Genomic DNA, 18,054 nt, shown 5'->3' with positions numbered 1-18,054 from the left:
GTTAGTTATTAGAAGTTAGAAATTGCAAATGCAAAGATTCAAAACATACAGATTATATTTTTTCTTTTTTATCCTCACATCATTTTTAGGATTTTCGCAAACCTTGTCATCCAACCTTGATAAGACGACTTTGGCATTGGGAGAAGTCGCGATCTTCAAGATCCAGATCTTGGATCTGAATGGCAAAGAAGTGCAGATCGCCGCGAGAAATGAGTTGTTGCCTTTTCATTTTGAAATGGTGAATGACAGTATTGCCGTTCAAAAAGAAATTTATCTAAGGTCGGTGAAATTTGCGGTTTTCCAGGAAGGCAAATTCACAATTCCGGAAATCGAGGTCAAAGTTGGAGACAAAATCCTGAAGACCATTCCTTACGAAGTTGAGGTCATCAACACAGCCAAAAAAGGCGATCAGATCAATGACATTATGAAGAACAAGGAAGTTCGTTTGGATGCCAAGGATTATTGGGAGCTTTATAAATTCTATATTCTTCTGGCGTTGTTGATCATTGCCATCATCGTTTTGATCATTGGAATTGTAAAATATGGTAGAAAGCGCAAAAGCAGCCCAGCCGTTACAACCAATCAAACTTTGAAGGATCTGGAGAAGTTGAAAAAGAAAAATTACATCGAGAATGAAAATTTCCGTGCTTTCTATGTCGAATTGATCGAGATTTCCAGAGCTTTTATTACAAAACAATATCAAATTCCGGCGGATGTTTTGCTGACGGATGATTTGATTACTTATATGAAATCGACCAACTCTATTTCGCAGGAAAATGAAAAAATAGTAGAAGATATTTTCCTTCGCGGTGATCTCGTGAAGTTTGCAAAAACAATCCCAAATCAGGAAATTATGTCCAATGACTTCAATGAAATCCGAAATTTTGTAAAACGCTCAACGAAGGATGTGGAAGCGGAAAATCTGAGAACAATGCAGTAGGAAAATCGTTTATCAATCATCATTTATCAATTAATAGTTACCCGTGAATTTCGAATTTTACAGTCCCTGGTTTTTATTGCTTTTTATTTTGTTCATTCCATTGATCATTCTGGATGCGGGCAAAAAGAAAAGCCGTGGAATTGCGGTGCCTTCGGTGAAAAATATGCGGCCAAGCGGAAATATTTCTTTGGTAATGACATTTTTGAAGGTTTCGAAATATTTTATTCTCACAGCTTTGATCATCGCACTGGCAAGACCGAGGACTTACACGGTTTCTCAGGATCGTGATGATTCAAAAGGAATCGACATTATGCTTTCCGTAGATGTCTCGCTAAGTATGTTGGCAAAAGATCTGGATCCAGATAGATTGGAAGCTTTGAAAAAAATTGCTGTCGATTTCGTTACCAAAAGAGAAAATGACAGAATCGGTCTGGTGGCATATTCCGGAGAGGCCTACACGAAAGTTCCTTTGACAACAGATCATCAGGTGGTTGTAGATGAACTCAATCAATTAAATCCTTTGGAATTACAACCCGGAACCGCCATTGGAGAAGGTTTGTCGGTTGCTGTCAATCACCTGAAAAGCAGCAAAGCAAAAAGCAAAATCATTATTCTGATGACTGACGGTGTGAATACAATCATCAATGCAATGCCGCCACAGATCGCTGCTGAATTAGCAAAGAACAACGGCATCAAAGTTTACACGATTGGAATTGGAAGCAACGGATATGCGCCAATGCCTACAGCCACCAATATTTTTGGAGAATTGGTTTATACAGATACAAAAACTCAAATCGATGAAAATACGCTGATGGATATTTCACAATTGACCGGCGGAAAATACTTCCGTGCAACCGACAATGCCAGTCTGCAGAATATTTACGATGAGATCAATCAGCTGGAAAAATCGGATGTGAAAACTTCCAAACTTTACAATTATGAGGAGTATTTCAGGATTTTCCTTTGGGTTGCGTTAGGTTTTCTGTTGCTGGATGCATTGTGTCGATGGGTATTTTTTAAAATTTTAAATTAATCTGATGAATTGGTATTTAGGAAATTACTGGTATCTTTTATTGTTGCTGTTGCTGCCTGTCATCGGTTACTTCATTATTCATTACATCCGGTGGAAGAGTAAGAGGAGAAATATATTTGCAGAAGACAGATTTCAGGATGTTTTGTTTGAGAAAACTTCTGGATTTGCTAAAGTTTTTCCGATCCTTTACATTTTTGGATTTTTGTTTTTAATATTTGCCATCATCGATCTTTTAGGCGGAAAGGAAGAAATCAGCGTCACTCAAAATGTCAGCAGTACCATTTTCGTTCTGGACGTTTCCAACTCGATGAATGTACAAGACATCCAGCCAAGCCGGTTGGATGAAGCCAAGAATATTATCATCAATTCGCTTCAGAAAATGACCAATGACAGAGTAGGAATCGTTGTTTTTGCAGGCGATGCTTATTCTGTAATGCCTTTGTCCAGCGATTATTCGGCGGCGGAAACGTACCTTTCCGGCATCGAAACCAGCGTTGTTCAAAATCAGGGAACCGACTTTCTTAAAGCAATGGAAGTCGCCTCTCAGAAATTCAAAAATATCAACAAAGGTTCAAAAAATGTTGTTCTCATCAGTGATGGCGAAGACAATGAAGGCCACGAGGAGGAAGCTATCAGTCTGGCAAAGAAACAAGGCATCAGAATTACAACAATCGGTGTAGGAACAGAAGAAGGCGCGCCAATTCCCGAATATTATTACGGTCAGTTAATGGGTTATAAATCTGATATTTATGGCGAAACCGTCGTTTCCAAACTACAGACCAAAGCACTTAACAACATCGCATCATCCACCGGCGGAAGCTATTTCAACGGGAACAATCTGGACGAAGCCATCAGTCATCTCACAACCGAATTGCAGAAAAACACAGGCTCCAGTTCTACAACCATCAGTTCGCAGTCGGCGGTTCATTATTACCAATACTTTTTGGCAGTTTCAGTACTTTTCTTTTTCCTGATCTATCTTTTTAATCCGAAGAAGGATTTTAATTTATAGGATATAAAAGAAGTGATGATAATTTGAATAAATTATCAATAATTTCTTACTTTTATGAAAAGTATAAAAATATAAAATTATATTTGCTTTTTGAAAATTTTTAGAGGCAAATGCTGTTTAATTCATTAAATTTCTTAGTTTTTTATATTGTCGTGTTTTTTGGTTACTGGTTAATTCCCATAAGAAAGTGGGAGTATAGAAATCTTTTGCTTTTAGCTGCCAGTTATTTTTTCTACGCACAATGGGATTGGCGTTTTTGCTTCCTATTAGGATTTTCTACACTTTTGGATTATTTTTCCGGCATTATAATTTCGCAATCTGATAACCAAGTTAAAAGAAAGTTTTGGCTGTTTATAAGTATTATTATCAATGTCGGAATTCTCGGTTATTTCAAATATGTGAATTTTTTCATTGATAGTTTTAATGATCTTCTTATTTCAGCAGGTTTCCAGCCAAATATTTCTACCTTAAAAATTATTTTACCTGTAGGGATTTCGTTTTATACATTTCATGGTCTAAGTTATGTTCTGGATATTTATTTCAGAAAATTCAAAGTCGAAAAAAATATAATAAACTATTCGCTTTTCGTTTGTTTTTTTCCAATGCTACTGGCCGGTCCCATAGAAAGAGCACCGCATTTACTTCCGCAACTTAAAGTTGGTCATCATTTTAATTATCAAAGAATTGTAGATGGAATGCGTCAGTTTTTATGGGGATTTTTTAAAAAAGTAGTGATTGCAGATAATTGCGCGATGGTAGTCAATCAGGTTTTTGCAGATCCCGGTAATCAGTCTGGTACGACACTGATTTACGCGGCATTTCTTTTTATATTCCAAGTTTATGCTGACTTTTCAGGCTATTCAGATATGGCATTAGGAACGGCAAGGATGTTTGGAATTCAATTGATGAAAAATTTTGACACACCATTTTTCTCCAGAGATATGGCAGAATTTGTTGGACGATGGCATATTTCTCTTTCCACTTGGTTCAAATATTATATTTACAAACCGGCAGTGAAAGCAAATGCTTCCGATGCAAGAAAATATTTCTTCGTATTTTTGATATTCCTGATCAGTGGCTTTTGGCACGGTGCACGATGGACCTACATTATTGTTGGTATTTTTGCTGCAATCTTTGTAATTATTTCAGTTTTACTACGACCTATAACAAACCGATTTACCCGTAATTATAAAACAGCAATGATTCCTTCTATCGGGCATATAATAATGATCTTGCTGAATTTGTCTGCTGCAACTTTTCTGGCTGTAATTTTCAGGAATGAAAGTCTCCCTTCAGTTAACGCATTTGCCTATGGAATCGTTACCAGATTTTCTTTTAACTATCCAAAGTATATGTCTTGGTTTTTACTTCTTCTGATTTTATTGATGATGGTTGTAGAATGGTTTGGTAGAAGAGATCATCATATTCTAGAAAATATAGGAAAAAATTCGCCTATTTATTTCAGATGGGGTTTTTACATTTTGCTGCTTTTATTAGCAGCACTTGCAATGCCCAAAAATCAAGAGGATTTTATTTACTTTCAGTTTTAGAATATGAAAAAATTACTAATTGTTTTTTCTAAGTTTTTTTTAATATCAGCAATAATTTATTGTTTGGTTGTCATATTACTTTACATCACAGATTGTCCAGTACTAAATACAAATATTCCTAAAAAAAAAGACAGGCGTGGAAGCTTTACAGCCAGAAAGTTAGAAGAAGTAAAAAATGAAAAACAAGTTGATATAATGATATTGGGTTCAAGTCTAGCCTACAGAAATTATAATATCAGAGTTTTCCAAAGTAAGTATTATAATTCCTTCAACCTGGGAACAAGTGCCCAGAAGCCGAATATGACTTACATAATTGCCAAAAAATATCTTTTAGACACAAGTCCAAAATTGGTGGTAATTGATGTTAATCCTTATTTGTTACTAATGCATGATAATTTTGAAACCACTGACGTTATTATCAATTCGAGTAAGAGTATTTATGATTTTAATTTGTTAACAACCGCACCCAGTCTCATAGCGTTGAACGCTTTAATTATAAAATATACTGGATTGGCGGAAAAATACAGGCTAGAAAAAGTAAAGGATTCTACTTCTGAAAGTGGTGATCAATACCTTGGAAATGGTTTTGTAGGCTCGAAAGTAATATATGATGCTGCTAAAAAGACTTCTGAAATTAATATTTCTAATTATAAACCTTCGAATATTCAGATGGAATCATTTGAAAAACTTTTGGAATTTATAAAATCAAATAAAATCAATTATATTTTGGTTCTTTCGCCAATTAATGAACATTATTTTCGCAATACGTCAAAAATATCTGTAAATCAATTTAGGAATCTAAGCAAGATCTATTTTGCGAAATATGGTAATTATATCGATTCTAATGATCTGGAAAAATATGACAAAACAGAGTTCATGGATTTTTCTCATCTTAACGAAACTGGTTCTAAGAAATTTACCAATTCTATTGTCCCAATTATAGAACGTAAAATTAAAAAATAGAATTAGACATTCTTATTCAAAAAATGGTACTTCCCATCTTTGTAATCCGCAAAAATATGATGCAGTCCATTGCTGATGATGATCTGTTCCGCACCGATCAAACTGTTGTATCTCGCAATTTGTTCAAAATGGATTTCTTTCAAAGTGATACTTGGCGCTTTACATTCAATTAAGATTTTAGGCTTTGTTTTTTCGGTGACAAGCAGGTCGATTCTTTTCGTAGTTCCGTTCAGTTCCAGCTTTTTTTCAAGGATTAATGATGACGGATTTTTCTTTTTTACAAATCTGTAATAATGCAGCCAATGCTGTCGTACCCACTCCTCAGGCGTCAGTACAAGCCAGATTTTCCTTACCAGATCATAGATAAAAAATGTATCTTTGTCTTGTTTGATTTGCAAATCAAAGTCATTTTCAAAATTAAGTTTCGGAACCTGCATACGATAAGATGAAAGAAATAGATATTATCCTCAAAAATATTAAAAATAAAGAACTATTACCGGTTTATTTTCTTCACGGCGAAGAGTCTTTCTATATAGATCTCGCTGTTAAGCATTTTGAGCAGGATGTTTTGGAAGAGGATGAGAAAGCTTTCAATCAAACTGTGGCTTACGGTCGCGACACCAATTATCTTGAAATTTTATCTTTAGCCAGGCAGTATCCGATGATGGGCGACAAACAGCTCATTATCGTGAAAGAAGCGCAGGATATGAAACTGAATGACGACGAATCCAAAGCGCTTGAAACCTATCTGGAAAATCCCGTTCCTTCAACGATTCTGGTATTTGCCCACAAGCTCAAAAAACTGGATGCCAGAAAAAAAGTTACAAAAATATTGGACAAATCCGGAATGCTTTTCACAAGTGACAAGATGAAGGATTATCAGCTTCCAACCTGGATTCAGGGGGAAATGACGGTGATGGGAATCAAATCTGCACCCAACATCAGTCACCTTTTAGCGGAATATCTTGGAAATGACCTTTCTAGAATTGCCAACGAACTCAACAAACTGAAAATCGTCCTCAAAGACGGCGCTGTTCTGGACGGAAAAATCATCGAGGAACATATTGGAATCAGCAAGGATTTCAACATCTTCGAACTTCAGAATGCTCTGGCTACAAAAGATCAGGCAAAAGCTTTCAGTATTGCTTATTACATGGGCAAAAACAAGAAGGCAAATCCTGTAGTGATGTCTTTTGGTTTTCTGTACAAATTTTTCTCGGACCTTATCATTTATCATACACTCACTGGCCAATCACCACAAACGATTGCTTCGCAGATGGGTGTTGCGCCTTTTGCCATTAAGAATTACGCAGAAGCCGCAAGATTTTATCCCTTGAAGCACGCAACCCGCGTCATTTCAATTCTTCGTGAGATGGATCTCAAATCCAAAGGTCTTGGCGTAAGACAAATGGAAGATGAAGAGATCTACAAGGAAATGGTTTACAAAATCATAAAAGTGGACGAACTGAAAGTGAAAGTTTAAAAATTATTAAAACCCAAAATACAAAGATGAAAGAAGAATTATTAAGTAACATCAAAATTTTCGCAAAGATCAGCGGAAAAGCATCATTAGCCTGGATCAAAGTGGCGTTGATCGGCGCAGTTATAATGATTGTAGATCTTGTAATTGCTATTATATTATTGGGTGATAATACTGGCGGTGGTTTTCCTGCCTCCGGACACGCCGGAATTCTTGGGGCGGTTGCCGGCTTTTTTTTACTGTTTGTAGTTGAATTTTGGACGGCTTTGCTATTGACGGTTGGGATTTTAGCGCCTGTTCTTTTCATTGTTTTGGCCAATAAAAACGCAATTGCTTCCGCAGTTTACAATGTGTGGAAATACAAAATCGCTGATTTTATTGAACCGAAAATTGATGTTTATATCGACAAAATACTCCAGAAACAACCGGACTTTCTGAGAAATATTACAGATTGGAGCGTCGTAAAAGTGAAGTTACTCGACACGATCAACAATGATTATCAAACGCCGAAATTACAAAAGCGGATCATCAAATTTGTTCTTAAAAAAATAAGAATGGATGATGTCAACTTTAAAGATCCGAATACGAATCTCAACAGTATATTATCCCTTAAAATAAAACAGTTTATCGCAGGTTTTACAGAGCCGGATCTTAAACTGGTTTGGATAATTGTCGGGATTGATATTGTCCTGATTATTTTGGCTTTCGTTTTTAATCATAAATAATTCAAAGCTTTTTATCAGCATAAATATAATTTTTCACAAAGCAAATTATAATTGGCTTTGTTTTTTATAATATAGTTTTATGATTTTAGAAATTGATGAACGAAAAAACTCTAGGAAGATATTTCATGAAAAAAATACCTTTTATAATTCTAATCTGTTTTTTTTCGTGCAATAAAAAAGCAGAGAAATCCAGTGGCTATATTCATATTACTAAAAGGAAGGCCGAATTGCATAATTCTAAAACATTATCTTCTTTTGATGAGTTGATGAAAACCTATAAACCTTTAAAGGCAATGATCAATTCAGACAAAAGTCCCGACTATATTTTTTATGGAATAATGGGGCAGATATTTTTTTTTGATGGAAAAACCAAAAAGAAGATAAGTGCCGAAATCCCTATTTCCAAAGCTGGTCCCGACTCAGAATTAAAAATCATTGATATTAATTGTAATGACAATCAACAGGAATTTATTTTGCAATCAGCTGGAGGCGGAACATTGGGGAATTATCATTCTATGGATGTTTTGAGATATAATTCTAAAACAAAAAAAATTGCTTCAATTTTCAGTTATGAAATATCATCATTTCATTGGGAAGAAGATAAAGAAATTTTGGACGAAGTACATTACATTGATCTTCTCTATAAAAAAAATGCATGTACTGACACAATCAAAGTTTATCAAGGAAAATTTGTTGATAAAACCGAGAGTTATAATTTGAATATCAAACCAAAAAAACTTATTGAGGAGTATTATTTCAACAAAGAAATTGAAAAATTTGAAAAAAAATAATCATTTAAGAAGATTTGTGCTTAGAGACCTTAAGTGTTAAAAGATAAATGCAAATATTGTTTACTAAGAATGTACTCTTTTAATCAATCTTTGAAATCGATGCTTTAGATAGGTTTTGAATAATTAATTCCCGAAATTTGTACTCGATTTTTCAGACAAAGATTTATATTTGAAAACGTATAAGTTGGAACAGAAATCGCTTAGCATTTAGCCTTAAAAGAATAAAATAATTTAATTATAAAAATGGAAAACAATATTTTAGATTGTGTCATCGTAGGTTCTGGGCCAGCTGGTTTTACAGCAGCCATCTACGCAGCCAGAGCAAGTCTGAAACCCGAATTATTTACAGGATTGGAACCAGGCGGACAACTCACTACCACTACAGAAGTTGAGAATTTCCCTGGTTATCCGGACGGAATCACTGGCCCGGAAATGATGCTGCACCTGCAAAAACAGGCAGAGCGTTTCGAAACCAAAGTTCATTACGAGATGATCTCAAAAGTGGAGTTTTCCAAAGTACGCGGCGGAATCCATAAATTGAGTACTGGTTCGCGTGAGATTCTTGCTAAAAGTGTCATCATTTCTACCGGAGCTGCTGCCAAATATCTTGGATTGGCAGATGAGAAAAAATATGCTGGCGGCGGCGTTTCTGCTTGTGCAACCTGCGACGGATTTTTCTACAGAGGAAAAGATGTTGTGGTAGTTGGCGCCGGCGATACAGCGGCTGAGGAAGCAACTTATCTGGCGAATATCTGTAATAAAGTAACATTGTTGGTAAGAAAAGACCACTTCCGAGCTTCCAAAGTAATGGTTGACAGAGTTTTGAACACACCAAATATCGAAGTTAAATATAACCACGAACTCATCGGAATCGAAGGTGAAAACTTCCTTGTAGAGCGAGCGAAAGTCGTGAATAATTTAACAGACGAAGTTTCAACAATCGATGTTCACGGTATTTTCATAGCCATTGGTCACAAACCAAATACAGGCATCTTCAAAGGACAAATCGACCTTGACGAAAATGAATATATCATCACCGAAGGCAAATCTGCAAGAACCAATCTTCCTGGCGTTTTTGCAGCAGGCGATGTTCAGGATCACCATTACAGACAGGCGATCACAGCTGCTGGCAGCGGCTGTATGGCTGCAATGGATGCTGAGAAATATATTGGAGAATTAGCCGGCGAGAACCATACTTGGGTAGAGCAGTAGAGATTAATCCACCTATCATAAAATCAAAATACACCGGGAAAACTCTCGGTGTATTTCTTTAGAAAAGAACTATTACAAAAACTAAATAATATATGAAGTGTGTTTTTATGATTCTTAATCCTCGCTGAAAGCAAGTTTCGTGTTGGTCGTTCTCGAATGGCTTGTCGTTCTTTTATCTTCCTTGTTGTGGATTTTATAATATAAATATGCAATCAAGGTTGGCTTGTGAAAGATTCTGTAATATCTGTATTCCGTCTGGAAATGTCGCAGGTTGATCTTGTAAAAGTCATAGCCAATCACGACCAAAAGACAAACACTGATTACATAGAATACTCGGAATTCCAAGCTGTAATATGTTAATCCTGAGAAAATTGCGCCAAGAACATACGCGGCCATTATGCTCATCAATAACTTCGCTCTGGCAATCAATTCCGGATTCTTTCTGAATTTTTTCTGAGTAAACATCGAGGCTAAAATTCCCAAATCGGTAGTCGTTCCCGTAAGGTGTGTTGTCTTTACTGAGAAGTTGGAAATACTTGCTGTCAATCCGTTTTGCAATCCTGTTGCAAATAGCATCAAAGCAACCAAAGCTTCTGTTTCCTGCAAAGTCTTTTCATAAAAAAACTGGCCATAGATTCCGACTGCCAAAAGACAAAGGATTTCTAGGAAAATCGGTAAGGAGTGTGCGAAATATTTACTTTTTCTGTTCAGATTGATGACGCTCATATTCGCTACGAAACCTCCGAAGAAGAATAGGAAAATCCACCCACCCACGACTGCCACCTGAGACCAGTTTCCCTGGCTGATTTCTGCCGCAAAAATGGCATAATGTCCTGTGACGTTGGACGTAAATGAGAGAAATATCAATAGAGATGCTATGTTTATAGTCCCCGCCGTAAAGGCAGTCAGCGTCCCCAGTCTGATGTTGTCTCCCAACGTTCTGCTGTTACTATAATTTCTTAACATTTTACTTTACTTTTTAATAATTAATTCTAATTTTTTCATCATTTGGTTTTACAGGAAAACCTCTGCCAGTCTTCCTTTTTCAGGCATAAACTCCGTCGTTGCTGTTACCACTTCCTGAGGTTCCACGTGTTTGTTTTTCTTCAGGTAAGATGTGATTTCGAACTGGCCTTTACTTAGATTTCTGCTTTTCGAAGTCGAGTAGTACGCTTCATCCACATTTGCTGCATCGATGTAGTTGTTGAAAGCCCTTTGGAAACTTCCAGTGAAGATGTCGCAAGTGATTTTGTTGATCAGATTCGGATATTTATTATTGATAATGCTGTAGGCATCGCAAAATTCCTTAGATCTTATTTTACCGAAAACGGTGCTTTTTGTTGTGAAGAGCAGATCTCTTATCGAGTCGCCCATATCGTAACCGGCAACGAAAAGAATGTTATATTTGTTCTCATCGTTTTGGTCGTGTTTCTTTTTCAAAACTTTTTTCAAGATGTCCAAAGATTCCAGTGAAAAGTCTGTGGCTATTAAAATGGTTTTGGTCATAACTTTATATTTTGTGAGTTGTTGTTTTTTGATACTACAAAACTATACCCACCAAATTAGAAAGTGTTTGGAATCAAATTAAAATGTAATTAGAGAGATTAAAATGAGATTAGAATTTCATTTTTTAGAAGATAATTTCAATCTGTCATCACGAAACTTTGGAAAGATTATTATAGTTTGGGCAGTTTGCTCCCTCCCGATTTTGGATCGGGATCCGATGAAGTCGGGCTGCGGTGTCTACACAAAACAAATTTTACCAGTTAAATTGAAGCTTTTTTAGATAAATCAAGATTCATCAACACAAAAAAAGCAACCTTCTCAGATTGCTTTTTGTATTTATTTTACCTTTTCCAAAAGATAAAGTTTGCCGCCGGAAAATGCCTGCTTTGGCATTAGGCTTCCTTCCAGAATCATCGTTTTATTATTGATATCAATCACCGAAATATAATTGTTGGAATTGAATTCGATGTAATTTTCTTTTTCCTTAGTCAAAGGATTTTTCCCAAACTCGAAATCGTATTTTTGCCAGCTTTCCTTCTCGGTACTGCAATGCACCGGCTTGAATTTTGACCTTTTGGAATTGAAAATAATCTGGTCAAAACCATCCACACATTCACTGTTGAAGGAGCTTTCCGGATTCTGATCCACACTGAAGGCTTCGAAAGATCCGTGATAAATTCCCACCACTTTCCACGTGCCGTCAATTCTGTCTTTATCGATTTTTCCATTGGCTTTGCTTACGGCCCAGCTCACACCTTTCACCGTTCCTTTCACCGCTTTGTATCCAATTTTTGCAACCTCTTTTACCGCTTTCGCAGCTGTGGAAACGATGCAGGACTGCACAACTATTAAAGCAAATATTGGCAGGATTATTTTTTTCATAACATCAGATTTTGTACGAATATAATACATAAAAAGTACTTTTCTGCATCATCTGCAAAAATGATTTCCGAACTGATTTAGAAGTGTGAATGATAAAGCGCTAAAAAGTTTCTGTAGGGACAAAGCTAGGAAAGCTGATTTGAACCGTCGTTCCTACATTTTCTTTAGAATTAATAATCAATTCGCCGTTGTGGATTCTGATTATATTCCTTGCAAGCGGCAATCCAATGCCGTAACCTTCGTAATTCTTGGTGTTGGAAGCGCGGAAAAAAGGATCGTAAATCTTATTAAACTCAGAATCTGGAATCCCGATCCCATTATCTTTCACGATGATGTAAACGTGCGTGTCTGTTGCGCCCAGAGAAACCTTCACCTGCTGGAAATTAGAATATTTGCACGCATTATTGATGATGTTTGCCATTGCAAGATGGAGAAGCTGTTCATTTCCCTGAACTTTCAGTTTTTTCGGATTATCGGGTAACATACTGATGTCCATAAAAACGTTGTTTTTGGAATTGATTCTTGTTGCCGTTTCTATCACGTCCCAAAGCAGCTGATCCATTCGCACTTTGTCCATCTTCTGGATTTTTCCGTCAAATCCGGTTTGGGCAATCATCAGTAGAGCTTTGATTTTTTTATCCAGTTTCTCGGCCTCTTCCAGAATGATCTGCAGTGTTTCCTGATAATGTTCCTCTGTCCGTTTCATCGAAAGTGCAACATCCGCTTCACCCATAATTGAGGTTAGTGGCGTTCTTAGCTCGTGCGAAACGTTTCCGATCAGGTGATTTTGGGTTTCAAAAGAAGTCTCGATTCTGTTCAGCATTCCATTGAAAGTATCAACCAACTCATTCAATTCTGTATTTCCCGGCTGAGGTTCGAGTCTCAAATGCAGATTTTCGGAACTGATTTCTTTTACTTTATTGGTGATTTTTAATATTGGTTTAAATAAGGTTTTAGACAAATAAAATGAGAAGATCATCGAGAAGAAAAGCGCCAGAATCATACAGGTTATCAAAGTTCTTTTCAGATAACCCAAATAATAAACGACGTAATGGTTTTTTGCAGAGGCAATCGCAATGTAATCCTTGTTGTGAGAGCGGAAACTTTGGCCAATATAATAAAGTTCTTTGTCATTATAATTAGCTTCACCTTTTCGAATGATACTTTTGAAAAATGTATCAGGAATATGAATTTGATGAGAGATTTTGTTGTAATTTGAATCCTTCGGCACCTCAAAAACATAATCTTTTTCCATCGGCAGTTCCTCTTCTCTTGTGAGATTTGAAATAATCTGATTGGTCGTTGTATCAATATGAGGTCTGCTCTTCTCGATCTGAACAATTGTTGTTGCCCGGATTTTCAGCAATTCGTAAAACCTCTGGTGCGAAAAATTAACGATCGAAAAATAAACCAACCCGCTGAAAAGCAGTATGACAACTGTGAAAACAAGCATCAGGAGAAGCATTGTTTTGGTTTGGTTGGTTGAGATTCTCTTCAGCATAGATTAAGGTTTTTTCAGAACGTAACCCATTCCGATGACGGTATGAATGATTTTGTTGTCATCCTGGCTGTCCAATTTTTTTCTGAGATAATTCACATACACATCCACCACATTGGTTCCCAATTCATAATTGACGCCCCAAACTGCTTCCAGTATTTCTGGTCTTGAAATCACTTTTTCCGGATTGTTCAGAAAGTAGAGTAGAAGCTTGTATTCTGTTGAGGTTAATGAAATCTCAGTTCCGTTTCGGCTCACTTTTTTAGTGTAATCGTTCACCGTAAGATCTTCGAATTGATAAATGTTTTCGTCATCTTCCACTTCGTTGTCGGATTCGCTGATGTGTCCGCTTCTTCTTAACAATGATTTGATTCTTGCTACCAGTTCAATGAATTTGAAAGGTTTCACAAGGTAATCATCGCCGCCGCTTTCGAGTCCCATCACTATGTTTTCGGAAGAATCTAAAGCTGTTAAAAATAAAATAGGAACTGTTTTATTTTTCTTTCGGATTTCTTTGCAGACTTCCAGACCGTTGATGTCGGGCAGCATAATGTCCAGAATGATCATATCGAAATCATTGCTGTCAACCATTCTGATTCCTGTATTTCCGTCCAGTGCTACCGAAATTTCGTATTCCAATTCCTGAAGTCCTTTTTTGATAAAGGAAACAACGCTGGATTCGTCTTCGATCAGAATAATTTTTTTCATAGGAACTAAAATCAAATGGATAGTTGATTCCCAAAAATAACAATTTAAAATTAAAAAAGAATGGGAGAGAATGTAGAATTTCTTTTGAATCTATAAAATAAAAAAACCTTCAAATACTAAGATTTAAAGGTTTTAAATTTTCGGTTGTTACTCCTTTGCGGAGAGAGAGGGATTCGAACCCCCGGACCTGTTACAGTCAATAGTTTTCAAGACTATCGCAATCGACCACTCTGCCATCTCTCCTTACTTGCTACGATCTCTCGTTTTCAGTGGTGCAAATATAAAACGGTTTTGCTTTATGACCAAATTATTTTTGAGAAAAAAGTTTAATTCTTTCGTTATCAAAGGGAAAAATTAATTCTTGACCATTTGAAACCCCAGAAAAACCATTAATATTCCGACAATCAAGCTTAATAATGCATATAATATTAAAATAGGGTAATTGTCATTTTGCCAAAGCGCGAAATTTTCGGCTGAAAAAGTGGAAAAAGTAGTGTAACCTCCACAAACGCCTGTAATTAAAAGATATTTTAACGAATTATCGACCTTCAAAAAATAGGCTGACAAAAGTCCGATCAAAAAACATCCCGAAATATTCACAACAAATGTTCCCAAAGGGAAAGAATTAATATTCCACAACTTCTGCGTGTAATTCGAAATCAGAAAACGCAAAACACTGCCAAAACCGCCGCCTAAGAAAATGTAAATTAAATTTCTCATTAGGCTAAATTATGAAACAGAATTTAAAAACCGAACATTTCATATGACTAACTGAATTTAGAACTTCAAAATTTCATCAGCGAAAACTTTCCATTGGGTCTTTGACATACCGAACATTCCACCAAACCCGATCATCAGATTCCTGATTTTGCCGGCTAGATTTGTATTCATATTTGGCGTTTCATTTCTGCCGTAGATGGCCATTTTAATGTATTTAGAACCTCTCGAAATCTTGAAAGTGGAAGAGGAGTCTTTTGAATAGAAATGAGCAATGTGATCATTTTTCTGATTTGGATCGGTTGTAGGAATACAGTTTATGATCAGATTTTCTATTTCGCCCTCATTTAAAAATTGATCACTTATCTGTACGATTTTTACCCATTCATAGCCTTTGGATTCGGGATTTCCTGGTCCAGGAATGTTAATTCTGATCAAATCATTTTCTTGTGGATGTCGTGTGATGTGATTTCCTTTGGAATCAAACAGTTTAAATTCTGCTGACTTTTTTTTACAGTATTCCTGCCAGTGATTGATGGACAAAAATCTTTTTTTTAGAATCTGATACTCTTGCAAAGCCGATTCCTCATCGTCGAATATTTTTCTGCTTTCCGTATCGTGAAAACTTCCTTTTTTCTGTTCGGGAATGCCTGGAATTAATTTAGGTTTTGAGCTCATTAGTTTTTAATTTGTTTAATTTTCATCATAAGTTGCGTCCACAGGTTTTGACTGAGGTGATCCTTTTTCTCTGAACCAGATTGATAATAAAACAATTGCTGCAACCGCAAGAAACTCACTTTGCCAGTTCTGAAAAGATTCAAACCAAAATTTTGAATTAAGAAAATAATCATTCCAACTCATAGTCGGCAAATGTTTTTCTGTCTGCTCTTCATTATAATTATTCAAACTTCCGATAAAGTGAAAAATAAAACTGAGTAGAAATAAAATTCCAAAAGCTATCGAAAGAGAATGCTTGTAAATTGCAAGAATAACTCCGCCTTTTTTCAGGGGCCAAGGTGCATTTTTATGAGCAACAGGTTCCCGGTCAACTTCTTCTTTTTTAGTTAAGGATTTTGATTCTGCAGAACCTTTTTGCCTCAATGAAACTGTTAAGAGTACGTACATTCCCATTTGAAGAAATTCGCTTTCCCAGTTTTCAAACGTTGCCTGCATAAAGTGTGGACTTGAAAAATATTGAAGTAAACTTAGTTTTGGCAAATGCGCTTCATTCAATTCGTCATTTTTCACATGCCAGCCGGTCACATACTGAAAACCTAGAAACAATAAAAATAAACTGACAACTGAGATGCTGAGACCGTTTCTGTAGAAGAATGAATTTTTATTAGTTTTCATGATGAGTTTGCAAAAATATTATCCTAAAAAGAAAAATTCCGGATCAACCGGAATTTCAAAATAATAATCTTAAAGTGCTTTGGAATTAAGATTTGTGTCTGCAATGCTTGATAGTAATTCGTCACATTGTTTTTCTTCTTCCAAAGTTTCTAGCAGATATTTGAGGCATTTTTTCTCTTTCAAAACTTTTGCAAAAGCTGCCAAAGTTCCGTAAGTTGCAATCTCATAATGTTCCACTTTTTGCGAAGCTGCGATGATTCCCGCGTCTCTTACTGCTCCTGGTTTTGTTTCTTCAATGATGCTTTCGCCCTCATCCAGCAAGCCTTGCATTGCGTCACATTTTTTTGCCTCGGCTTTTTTGCCTAATGCCGCGAAACAGTCTTCCAGACGCTTCACCTGATTTTTAGTTTGTGCAAGATGATCGCTGATCGCTTGTTTCAATTTGACATCTGTCGCATTCTTATGCATCTTTGGTAATGCTTTCGTCAATGCTTTTTCTGCCCAGTAAATATCTTTTAAGCTGTCTTCAAAAAGGTCTTTCAATTCTTTTGCAGCATCTTTCTTAGCAGGTATTTTTTTTGCATCCGCCGCTTTCGCCGGCGATGATTTCGGTGCTGCAGATTTTGCTGGAGTGCTTTTGCTAGCTGCAGACTTTGAGGTTGATTTTGCAGGCGTGCTTTTCGCAGCCGTTGATTTTTTGGTTGTTGTCGCTTTAGTTGCCATAATTATATATTTTTTGATTTTGTGAAATGTAACTTTCAACTTGTATGCCAAGATCTTGATTTATTAAATAATTGAATTATAAATATTTATGAGGCTTCATGGCTTGCTTTTTGACTTGTGTAAAATCTCTAACTAATTAATAAATATTATGAAAAAGAACAAGTTTTCTGATGAAAAAATAACTCAGCTTCAGGATCATACGACAGATAATTCTGATCAGGCTTTGACAACCAACCAAGGTTTAAAAATTAACAACAACCAGGATTCTCTGAAATCTGGCGAGAGAGGTCCAAGTTTGCTGGAGGATTTTATTCTAAGGGAAAAAATCACACACTTTGACCACGAGAGAATTCCTGAAAGAATTGTCCACGCAAGAGGATCCGGTGCACACGGTACTTTTAAACTTAATAAAAGTCTTGCTAAATATACCAAAGCCAATTTCTTAGCGGAAGAAGGAAAAGAAACGCCGGTTTTCGTGCGTTTTTCCACTGTTGCCGGAAGTGCTGGAAGTACGGATTTGGCCAGAGATGTCAGAGGGTTTGCTATTAAATTTTACACAGAACAAGGAAACTATGATCTGGTAGGAAATAATATTCCTGTATTTTTTATTCAGGATGCGATGAAGTTTCCTGATTTGGTTCACGCTGTAAAACCTGAGCCGGACAATGCCATTCCACAAGCTGCATCTGCGCACGATACATTCTGGGATTTTATTTCCCTGATGCCGGAAAGTATGCACATGATTATGTGGGCGATGAGTGACAGAGCGATTCCCAGAAGTTATAGAATGATGGAAGGATTCGGCGTTCACACGTTTAAATTCATTAATGATGAAGGGAAAATGCACTTTGTCAAATTTCATTTCAAACCAAAATTAGGTGTTCATTCCGTAGCTTGGGACGAAGCGACCAAAATTTCCGGCAAAGATCCCGATTTTCACAGGAGAGATCTTTGGGAAGCA

At 36.4% G+C, this 18,054-nt stretch carries 20 protein-coding genes and 1 tRNA gene; 10 read left to right on the top strand and 11 right to left on the bottom strand.

Going from position 1 to position 18,054, the window contains the following annotated elements:
* The first annotated feature begins 28 nt into the window (after positions 1–28).
* From LUD75_RS00105 to LUD75_RS00085, 5 genes are all read left to right on the top strand, one after another.
* A complete protein-coding gene (locus tag LUD75_RS00105; protein WP_232703706.1) occupies positions 29–940 on the top strand; it encodes a BatD family protein in 912 nt (303 codons plus the stop codon).
* A gap of 43 nt (positions 941–983) precedes the next feature.
* A complete protein-coding gene (locus LUD75_RS00100) occupies positions 984–1,973 on the top strand; it encodes a VWA domain-containing protein (RefSeq protein ID WP_232703705.1) in 990 nt (329 codons plus the stop codon).
* A gap of 4 nt (positions 1,974–1,977) precedes the next feature.
* Positions 1,978–2,985: a VWA domain-containing protein gene (locus tag LUD75_RS00095; protein ID WP_232703704.1), complete on the top strand. Its 1,008-nt coding sequence runs from the start codon at positions 1,978–1,980 to the stop codon at positions 2,983–2,985.
* 206 nt (positions 2,986–3,191) lie between these two features.
* Positions 3,192–4,535: an MBOAT family O-acyltransferase gene (locus tag LUD75_RS00090; protein ID WP_232703703.1), complete on the top strand. Its 1,344-nt coding sequence runs from the start codon at positions 3,192–3,194 to the stop codon at positions 4,533–4,535.
* A 3-nt stretch (positions 4,536–4,538) separates the two neighbouring features.
* Entirely contained in the window at positions 4,539–5,498 is a 960-nt protein-coding gene (locus LUD75_RS00085; protein ID WP_232703702.1) for a hypothetical protein, read from the top strand.
* A gap of 2 nt (positions 5,499–5,500) precedes the next feature.
* On the opposite strand, the gene LUD75_RS00080 is transcribed toward LUD75_RS00085, so the two are convergent.
* The gene (locus LUD75_RS00080; protein ID WP_232703701.1) at positions 5,501–5,935 is read right to left on the bottom strand and encodes a type I restriction enzyme HsdR N-terminal domain-containing protein; all 435 of its coding nucleotides are present in this window, start codon (positions 5,933–5,935) and stop codon (positions 5,501–5,503) included.
* A gap of 8 nt (positions 5,936–5,943) precedes the next feature.
* On the opposite strand from LUD75_RS00080, the gene holA reads away from it, so the two are divergent.
* From holA to trxB, 4 genes are all read left to right on the top strand, one after another.
* The gene (gene holA, locus LUD75_RS00075) at positions 5,944–6,981 is read left to right on the top strand and encodes a DNA polymerase III subunit delta (RefSeq protein WP_232703700.1); all 1,038 of its coding nucleotides are present in this window, start codon (positions 5,944–5,946) and stop codon (positions 6,979–6,981) included.
* A 26-nt stretch (positions 6,982–7,007) separates the two neighbouring features.
* Complete coding sequence (locus LUD75_RS00070; protein WP_232703699.1) at positions 7,008–7,703, top strand: hypothetical protein; 696 nt, start codon at positions 7,008–7,010, stop codon at positions 7,701–7,703.
* A gap of 293 nt (positions 7,704–7,996) precedes the next feature.
* Positions 7,997–8,494 carry a hypothetical protein gene (locus tag LUD75_RS00065; protein WP_232703698.1) on the top strand — a complete coding sequence of 166 codons (498 nt, stop codon included), beginning with the start codon at positions 7,997–7,999 and terminating at the stop codon, positions 8,492–8,494.
* A 243-nt stretch (positions 8,495–8,737) separates the two neighbouring features.
* Complete coding sequence (gene trxB, locus LUD75_RS00060) at positions 8,738–9,706, top strand: thioredoxin-disulfide reductase (RefSeq protein WP_232703697.1); 969 nt, start codon at positions 8,738–8,740, stop codon at positions 9,704–9,706.
* Positions 9,707–9,820: 114 nt separating this feature from the next.
* Here trxB and LUD75_RS00055 read toward each other — a convergent pair whose 3' ends face one another.
* The 10 genes from LUD75_RS00055 to LUD75_RS00010 all read right to left on the bottom strand — a co-directional run bounded on the left by LUD75_RS00055 (position 9,821) and on the right by LUD75_RS00010 (position 17,093).
* Positions 9,821–10,672 (bottom strand): YoaK family protein, encoded by an 852-nt coding sequence (locus tag LUD75_RS00055; RefSeq protein ID WP_232703696.1) that lies wholly within the window; start codon positions 10,670–10,672, stop codon positions 9,821–9,823.
* Positions 10,673–10,720: 48 nt separating this feature from the next.
* The gene (locus LUD75_RS00050) at positions 10,721–11,212 is read right to left on the bottom strand and encodes a hypothetical protein (protein WP_232703695.1); all 492 of its coding nucleotides are present in this window, start codon (positions 11,210–11,212) and stop codon (positions 10,721–10,723) included.
* Positions 11,213–11,548: 336 nt separating this feature from the next.
* Positions 11,549–12,094: a hypothetical protein gene (locus LUD75_RS00045; protein ID WP_232703694.1), complete on the bottom strand. Its 546-nt coding sequence runs from the start codon at positions 12,092–12,094 to the stop codon at positions 11,549–11,551.
* Positions 12,095–12,194: 100 nt separating this feature from the next.
* Complete coding sequence (locus LUD75_RS00040; RefSeq protein WP_232703693.1) at positions 12,195–13,595, bottom strand: HAMP domain-containing sensor histidine kinase; 1,401 nt, start codon at positions 13,593–13,595, stop codon at positions 12,195–12,197.
* 3 nt (positions 13,596–13,598) lie between these two features.
* Positions 13,599–14,300, bottom strand: coding sequence for a response regulator transcription factor (locus LUD75_RS00035; RefSeq protein ID WP_232703692.1), 702 nt, complete (start codon positions 14,298–14,300; stop codon positions 13,599–13,601).
* Between the two features lie 158 nt (positions 14,301–14,458).
* Positions 14,459–14,543, bottom strand: a tRNA-Ser gene (locus tag LUD75_RS00030).
* 111 nt (positions 14,544–14,654) lie between these two features.
* Complete coding sequence (gene crcB, locus LUD75_RS00025) at positions 14,655–15,020, bottom strand: fluoride efflux transporter CrcB (RefSeq protein WP_232703691.1); 366 nt, start codon at positions 15,018–15,020, stop codon at positions 14,655–14,657.
* Between the two features lie 57 nt (positions 15,021–15,077).
* Positions 15,078–15,695: a hypothetical protein gene (locus LUD75_RS00020; RefSeq protein ID WP_232703690.1), complete on the bottom strand. Its 618-nt coding sequence runs from the start codon at positions 15,693–15,695 to the stop codon at positions 15,078–15,080.
* 15 nt (positions 15,696–15,710) lie between these two features.
* Positions 15,711–16,370, bottom strand: a complete 660-nt coding sequence (locus LUD75_RS00015) for a DUF6766 family protein (RefSeq protein WP_232703689.1) — start codon at positions 16,368–16,370, stop codon at positions 15,711–15,713.
* A gap of 69 nt (positions 16,371–16,439) precedes the next feature.
* On the bottom strand, positions 16,440–17,093 hold the full coding sequence (locus LUD75_RS00010; protein ID WP_232703688.1) for a ferritin-like domain-containing protein: 654 nt from the start codon (positions 17,091–17,093) through the stop codon (positions 16,440–16,442).
* Between the two features lie 148 nt (positions 17,094–17,241).
* Here LUD75_RS00010 and LUD75_RS00005 point away from each other — a divergent pair.
* A partial coding sequence (locus tag LUD75_RS00005; RefSeq protein ID WP_232703687.1) for a catalase occupies positions 17,242–18,054 on the top strand: 813 nt, incomplete at its 3' end.

The organism is Epilithonimonas sp. JDS, from assembly GCF_021261315.1.
GTDB lineage: Bacteria > Bacteroidota > Bacteroidia > Flavobacteriales > Weeksellaceae > Epilithonimonas.
The sequence above is the reverse complement of the archived record's forward strand: the minus strand, read 5'-3'. Positions and strand labels throughout refer to the sequence as shown.